Below are 2,720 nucleotides of genomic sequence, written 5' to 3' on the forward strand. Positions count from 1 at the left end.
TGATGAAACGCGCCAGGAATATGCCCATGCCGCCGTGGCTTTCATTCTTTCTCCCGACGGGATTATCAGCCGATATCTCTATGGGCTTACTTTCAAAGCAAATGATTTGAAACTGGCAATACTGGAGGCATCAGAAGGCAAAATCGGAAATACTATCGACCGCATTCTCCTTTACTGTTATCATTATGACCCGGACGCCAAGGGGTATGTAGTCTTTGCCTCTAACATTATGAAATTGGGGGGACTGCTCAGCCTTATCCTCCTTTTTCTGTTTTTGGCGATTCTCTGGCTAAAAGACCGGAGGCGGAGTTCCCTGCAAAAGCGAGATGATATCCTGAGGGCAAGGGCGGGGAGAAGCTAATAATGGACAGTACCGGAACACTTTTCATGCCGCCGGGCCGTTCGACCATTGCCGGTGAAGTCGATACCCTCTTCTACTTCATTTTCTACACGTCGGTGGTATTCTTTGCCATTGTCGTGTTCGGCATCACCTTCTTCAGCATCCGCTATCGTCGTCAGCGAAAGGCGGGACTGACCTCGGGGCTGGCGCATAACACCAAACTGGAAATCCTCTGGTCGGTGATTCCGACTATTCTGGTGGTGATAGTCTTCTTCTGGGGGTTCAAAGTCTTCATCAAAATGCATGTCCCGCCCAAAGATGCCATAGAAGTCAAAGTGACGGGTCAAAAATGGTTTTGGACTTTTGTCTACCCTAACGGTTCCAATTCCTTGAATGAACTGGTGGTGCCGGTGGGTAAACCGGTGAAGTTGTTAATGTCATCTCGCGATGTGATTCATAGTTTTTTTGTGCCTGATTTTCGTATCAAAATGGATGTGCTTCCAAACCGCTATACCGTGACCTGGTTTGAAGCGACCGACCCGGGCATATACAATCTGTTCTGCACCGAATATTGCGGGAAGGGTCATTCCGAAATGCTCGGCAAGGTCAAAGTGCTCCCTGAACGCGAGTATCTTGCCTGGCTGGAGACCGGCTCCGGCGGCGGCGAAGGGAAATCGCCTGAAGAATTCGGCGCCGAACTTTATGTCTCCAAAGCCTGCGTGACCTGCCACTCGATTGACGGCACTCTTCTGGTGGGTCCCAGTTTCAAAGGGATTTTTGGCCATGTTACCCAGTTGGAAGAGGGGGAAGCGATGGTCGATGAAAATTATCTGCGGGAGTCAATTCTGAATCCGCAGGCAAAAATCGTCGCCGGCTTTGAGCCGGTAATGCCGACCTATCAGGGTGTCCTGAATGACCGTCAGTTGGACGCCTTGATTGCCTATATAAAATCTTTGAAAGAGTAATTGCCATGTCTGAAAATATTGCCCTTGCCAGAAATTATCTGAATACGCCCCGCGGGCTTAAATCCTGGCTTTTGACCCTGGACCACAAGAGAATCGGAGTCCTTTATCTTATTGCCATTATGGCATCATTTTTCCTGGGGGGCGTGTTTGCTCTTCTGATTCGCTGGGAGCTTTTCAGCCCGGGCCAAGATATAATGGGACCGGACACTTACAATCAGGTCTTCACTCTCCATGGGGCCATAATGATATTTCTCTTTATCATACCTTCCATTCCAGCCGCGCTTGGGAATTTTGTTCTGCCCCAGATGCTGGGAGCGAAAGATGTCGCTTTTCCCCGTCTTAACCTCGCTTCCTGGTATATATATGTTTTCGGGGCGCTCTTTGCGGTGTACTCCATGTTCTCCAGCGCTGTCGATACCGGATGGACTTTTTATACCCCCTACAGCACCGAAACCACCACTTCGGTCATTTCGATGACCATGGGGGCATTCATACTCGGATTTTCCTCTATTTTTACCGGACTCAATTTTATCGTAACAATTCACAAACTGCGCGCTCCCGGGATGACCTGGAAGCAATTGCCGCTGTTTGTCTGGGCGCTCTACGCTACCGCCATCATCCAGGTGCTGGCGACACCGGTGCTTGGCATAACGTTGCTTCTGCTGGTTTTGGAGCGGGTATTCGGAATCGGGATTTTTGACCCGGCTATGGGCGGCGACCCGGTGCTGTACCAGCATTTTTTCTGGTTCTATTCGCACCCGGCGGTATATATCATGATTCTCCCCGGAATGGGAATAATCAGCGAACTGATAGCGGTCTTTGCTCACCGCAAAATTTTCGGATATAATGCCATCGCTTTTTCCAGTTTGGCTATCGCCTTCATCAGTTTTCTGGTCTGGGGACACCATATGTTTGTCAGCGGCCAATCGCCTCTTGCCGCCATGATTTTCTCCTTCCTGACTTTCCTGGTCGGAATCCCCAGCGGAATAAAAGTCTTCAACTGGCTGGCTACATTATATAAAGGGTCCATCAGTTTCGCGACTCCGATGCTCTATGCGCTCTCCTTTCTTTTCCTCTTTACCATCGGCGGCTTGACCGGAATCTTCCTCGGGGCGCTGGCGACCGATGTCCATCTCCACGATACTTACTTTGTCGTCGCTCACTTTCACTATGTCATGATGGGAGGGACGGTAATGGCGTTTCTGGGAGGAATTCACTTTTGGTGGCCCAAAATCTGGGGAAGGATGTACAGCGAGTTCTGGGCGAAAATAGCGGCGGTCCTGGTTTTTATCGGTTTCAATGTGACCTTCTTTACGCAGTTTATCCTTGGCACGAAAGGGATGCCGCGCCGCTATTACAATTACCTCGACCAGTATCAACCGCTGCATGCCTTCTCATCAATCGGTTCCTGGATT

General features: G+C 49.9%; 3 protein-coding genes. All 3 read left to right on the forward strand.

What is annotated here, in order from left to right:
* Positions 1–361: SCO family protein (locus AB1690_06395; GenBank protein MEW6014934.1), on the forward strand; the 361-nt coding region annotated here is incomplete at its 5' end.
* 2 nt (positions 362–363) lie between these two features.
* Positions 364–1,305: a cytochrome c oxidase subunit II gene (gene coxB, locus AB1690_06400; protein MEW6014935.1), complete on the forward strand. Its 942-nt coding sequence runs from the start codon at positions 364–366 to the stop codon at positions 1,303–1,305.
* A gap of 5 nt (positions 1,306–1,310) precedes the next feature.
* Positions 1,311–2,720 (forward strand): cbb3-type cytochrome c oxidase subunit I (locus AB1690_06405; GenBank protein MEW6014936.1); only part of this gene is annotated, 1,410 nt, incomplete at its 3' end.

The organism is Candidatus Zixiibacteriota bacterium, assembly GCA_040753495.1.
Taxonomy (GTDB): domain Bacteria; phylum Zixibacteria; class MSB-5A5; order GN15; family PGXB01; genus DYGG01.

Coding starts and splice junctions, on each gene's coding strand:
- coxB (MEW6014935.1), top strand. CDS start 364: ATGGACAGTACCGGAACACTTTTCATGCCGCCGGGCCGTTCGACCATT.